The organism is Nitrococcus sp. (assembly GCF_059432795.1).
Genome location: NZ_JBXWZQ010000150.1, coordinates 1 through 4,602, shown reverse-complemented (window position 1 = coordinate 4,602; position 4,602 = coordinate 1). Strand labels below are relative to the sequence as shown.

The window sequence follows — 4,602 nt, the reverse complement described above, 5'->3', positions numbered from 1 at the left end:
GACGCTCGAGGTCTTCCGACTGCGGGGCCGAGACGGCCGCCAGCAGCCGTCCAACGGAGTCGAGCGCTCGATAGGCATCGTCGCTCGAAAAGCTCTCCTGGTGCGCCCACTTGTTGCGGTGCCCCCGAAGTTCACCAACCAGGCTCCGTTCCGCGGGTCCGAGAATCTTGCGAAAAACGTCGTTCCACGTCTCCCACATCACCTTCAACAAGCCGGCGGCATCCCATTCTGGGATCGACCTGTTGGCTAAATCTGGATTCTCGGCGTAGTCCCGCATTTTGTGGCCATCGAGGCGACGGGACTCGATGGCACCCTTGATCTCTCGTTCGACAAACGGTCCAAGGCCGATCTTGAGGAGGTCCAGCGCCTTGCCGACGCGTTCATGATTACTGATGGCCATTAGCTACCCCATCGTTTGGTGCGTTAGCAAACGCTCGATCCAGAACCTCGATACTCTCCATAAGAACATGAAAACTTGTCGAATTATTGCGCTCGCGGCTAAGGTGTCTCGCCATCAGCCGCGCACCCGACACTTTCTGGAACTCGGGAATCAGCCGCTCAATCTCTGTCGATGGTCGAATCACCGAATCTGGATTTCGGAATCTTGCTCGGCGCCCGAAATCACGAAGTCGCGGCGCCTTAAACGCATCGGCCAACGCGACCGGTTCGCCAAAGTACCAAGCCTCCAACTCTTGACAGGCGATGCGTATCAGGACGTCGGTGCGACCACCTCTATTACATAGCTCCGCCAATGTTGCCTTCAGTCTCATACAGTCTCCGCCGTCATTGTCCCGTATGACCGCAAACCTCGCACCCGGCTCGTTCCATGCCCGTAGCTTGCGCGGAATGCTCGCCTCCAGATCACTTTTACCTTCGTGTGGTACGCAAAGAAATCGCAATCGGGGGAACAGTCGTGGCAATAGCCCCTCGAGCAACACTTTCATGGAGTGCTCCTCGAGCAGAAACACGATCCGACTCATCGCAAACCCGCCCCTTCGAACAATCCTTGCTTCCACAATGCTCCGGGCAAGTCGCCTTCAGCGAACAAATTACGAAGCAATTCGTTTTCGGAGGCGCGTCGCACCGTGCTGAACCCTTGTTCCTTTACCAACCAGTAGATCTCCTCAAGCTTCGCCCCGTTGAGGAAATCCGGCGAATGAGTTGAGACGAAGACTTGCCCCCCGCGGCGAGCGTAATCGCGGAACTCCTCTACAAGTTCGGCCAGCAACTCCGGATAGAGTTGATTTTCCGGCTCCTCCACCGCGAGCAAAGGATGAGGCGTCGGATCGTATAACAGCACCAGGTATGCAAACATCTTGATCGTGCCGTCGGATACGTAGCGGGCGATGAACGGGTCCTTGAAGCTGCCATCCTGGAATCTAAGCACGAGACGGCCATCTTCAGTCGGCCTAGCTTCAACCTGGCTCACTCCGGGCACGCGCTGACGCATTACTTCGAGTACACGATCGAACCGCTCGGGGTGATGTTCGAAGAGATACTGTGCCACCTGGGCCACGTTGTCGCCACGCGTGGAAAGATGTTCCGCGTAGCCGGCCTCGGCGCTTGGTCGGGCATCACTGATATGAAAATCGGAAATGTGCCAGTTCTCGAGCAGGCTCCTGAATTCCGACACGATGCGAAATTCTCGAAACTGTCCCAGTCCCTTGATCGCCAACACGCTTGGGTCCTCCAGCTCGAAATCCTCTCGCTCTTCCTGAACTCCCTCCTTGCCATAGACGGATTCATTGGTTATTGCTGTTCCTCGTCCCCTGGAGAAATCAACGAAATGCCAAGGTCGACCATAGCTTCCGCGTTTGTAGCGAAGTATTTCCCGGACCACCACCGCCTTTCCATTCTCCTGCGCAATGCTCAGGGCATATGTCGCCAACCTCCCTCCGCTCTCGCGAAACTTGACACTGATGCTTATCGGTCCGGTTTCACCACGACTGGCGAGTTCCTTGAATCCGCCTCGGCGAGCAACTGCCTGTGCAACATTGTGACTTAAGGATTCCTTGAGGAAGCTGAAAACGTCGAACAACGTCGATTTGCCCGAACCATTTGCACCGACGACGATCGTGAGGCGCGGCAGGTTTGTCAATACCGCATCGCGGAACAGGCGAAAGTTCTTAATCTCCAGTGCTTCAATCTGCACGGTTTACCCCTCATCAAATAATTCGGACTGCAACGACGCTTGCTCACTACCTGGCCTTTTGCCGGCGAGTCGGGCAATCTCCGGCCAGCTCTGGACCAGGCCATTGTAGGACAATGCTTCGGCCGCGCGCTTTTTACGCTCGCACAGGGTGTACAGACGGTAGCACAGTTCACGCGCCACCTCCGCCTTGGCGCCGAGACGGGCGACCAGCTCAGCAGCGGAGCTCTCGCCGCCCGCTTCGAGGACTCGGATCAGGTGGTGGACCATCTCCCACGCCGTCAGCCGCGGGTCGTTTGCAGGATCCCAATCTGCGGGTAGCTGGTCCGGCTTGAGCAGTCGGACCTTGCCCGCTTTCGAAGAAAGGATTCCCGCCTCGACGAGGCCGGCGACGCTGGTGTTCTTGGCCTTGGAGAGTTGTTCGGCTACGCCGTATTCACCCTCGGCGAAACCGGATTGTTCGAACCAAGTCAATGCCCAGCGGCTGTCGGAGTCGAAGTCACCTTCCTGCTCCGCCAGCGCCTCATCGAGAAAGTGATTGATCAGCGCTAGGGCCTCGCGCACGCTGAGCGGCTTGCCCTCGGCGTCGAGCACCCTGGCGTAGCGCGTGTAGACAGCCATGCCCGGCCCGATGGCGGCCTGCGCGAGGTCCACTGGCGCGATGTTGCCGCGCTGGAGGTGGATCAACGCCCTTGGCAGCTCGACCTTTAGCGCGGTAATGAACTCGCGTCGCGTGGCGTTGGGCGCGTCGACCGCGCGGGGGCGGCAGACGAGAACGATACTGGATGCAAGAGCGCCAACATTCTTCTTTAAGTTGCCTGTGTACTCCGTACGCATCGGCCAGGTGCCGCTAATGGCGAAGCCGGCGCGAATCACGGCGTCAAGAAATGTTTCCCAGCCTGTGCTTGCAGTACCTTCGTTCGTCTCGCTCTCAGATTGCTTGAAGGCGTAGTAGATGGTTACTGGGAATACCGGGTGCGCCTGTTCGGACAGCCTGCGCATCGCCTGAGTCATACCATCAAGAAAAAACGTTTCGGCCTGTTCCTTGCTGCCGTGGCGGTAGGGCGTGGCCACCAGTTCCTCGGCCTTGGGCACCGCAAGTGACGCAAAGAGGTCGGGGAATACGGGCCGTAGCGAGCGGCGCAGCCAGACATAGAAGAAGTCAGACAGATCCGCGTAACCGATGTTGTCGTAGTACGGCGGATCCGTGGACACAAGTTTGTCGAAGCTGGTTGACTGTGCCGCTGCGTCGGTTTGCGATGCGGAACCGCCTGCGCCGATGCCCAGAGTTCTAAGCATCTTGGATGCCTGCTCGATACCAAGCAGAACATTTCCGGATGAATCGCTGATTGGATTGGCCTCTGCAAAATCCCAAACCATCGGGAGCGCTTGTCGGCCGAATGTCGAGACAATTCCATAACGCGTTTGATGCCAGGCGCAAAGTGACGACCAGTAGTTCGCGCCTTTGTCCACCGCAAACGCCAAATACACGCTTACGGCCTCCGCATATGCAGATGCCCCGCTGCCACCGTCATTCAACGGCTTGCTATCGTCCGACAGGCCGGAGTTTTTACCGTCTCGGTGGACCCGCTCTCGCGCTTCCCGCACCAAGTCGGAGAAGGTCGTCAGCGCCACGAGTTGGCGGGGGGTAAAAAGGTCGCCGTAGGTCTTCAGACCGTAGAGCGGCGGCGAGAACCAACGCGGATTCTCCGGCATTGCGACATCGGGCTTCCACTCAGGGGTCGCCTCGAGCGCCGTCGCCTCATGTTCCGGTGTCGGCTCGATGTAGACCCGTCCGCGATCGCCCTCGACCACGATCGCCATCAGCCGCGCGCCCAAGCGTCCGGCTTTGGCCTCGCCGTAAATGTGCTCGGACGCGATCGGCATTCCCGACATCAGACACTGGAAGTTCGCGCCACGCGAGAGCTTGGTGCCGCTCTTTGCTGCCGCCGTGTCCTTCGGCTTTCCCGTCTTCACCGTAAAGCGGTAGCCATCGTCCTCGATCACGGGCTCGACGTATGCCTCTTTTCCTGACTTCGTAGACAGCATGAAAGTCGAGGCGAGCGGCACGTCCACCTGGGCGAATGCCGGGTTCGGGCTTTTCACGGTGCGCGCCCATAGCCAGGCGATCACGGTAAGCTTGCGACCAGCGTACGGCTTCAGGTCTGGCCGCGACTTGACCATCTCGGCAGTGACCTCAACCTTCGGGTACAGGTGTCCGATGCGCTTTTCGGCCTCGTCGCGCATCCACTGGCCGTAGTAGCGCACATCCTCCGCCAGTCCCCGCGCACCCTTCCACGAGCCGGTATGGCCCGTATTCGTCCGCGATTCCGGGTTCACCGGCGGCTGGCCGGCAAACTTCGGCGGGATCTCGATCATCGCCTTGTTGATCAGCACCGCCACCGGATTCAGATCGCTTGCATACGCCTCCAGCCCGAGCCGCTGCGCCTCCA

General features: G+C 59.1%; 4 protein-coding genes. All 4 read right to left on the bottom strand.

Annotation, left to right across the window (positions count from 1 at the left end):
• The coding region (locus AC52Q4_RS10885; RefSeq protein WP_495536819.1) for a Swt1 family HEPN domain-containing protein at positions 1 to 400 on the bottom strand (400 nt) is incomplete at its 3' end.
• A complete protein-coding gene (locus AC52Q4_RS10880) occupies positions 387 to 944 on the bottom strand; it encodes a DUF4276 family protein (protein ID WP_495536818.1) in 558 nt (185 codons plus the stop codon). The genes AC52Q4_RS10885 and AC52Q4_RS10880, both read right to left, overlap by 14 nt.
• Before the next feature lie 32 nt (positions 945 to 976).
• Positions 977 to 2,152: an AAA family ATPase gene (locus AC52Q4_RS10875; protein WP_495536817.1), complete on the bottom strand. Its 1,176-nt coding sequence runs from the start codon at positions 2,150 to 2,152 to the stop codon at positions 977 to 979.
• 3 nt (positions 2,153 to 2,155) lie between these two features.
• Positions 2,156 to 4,602: DUF1156 domain-containing protein (locus AC52Q4_RS10870; protein WP_495536816.1), on the bottom strand; the 2,447-nt coding region annotated here is incomplete at its 5' end.

Coding starts and splice junctions, on each gene's coding strand:
- AC52Q4_RS10880 (WP_495536818.1), bottom strand. CDS start 944: ATGAAAGTGTTGCTCGAGGGGCTATTGCCACGACTGTTCCCCCGATTG.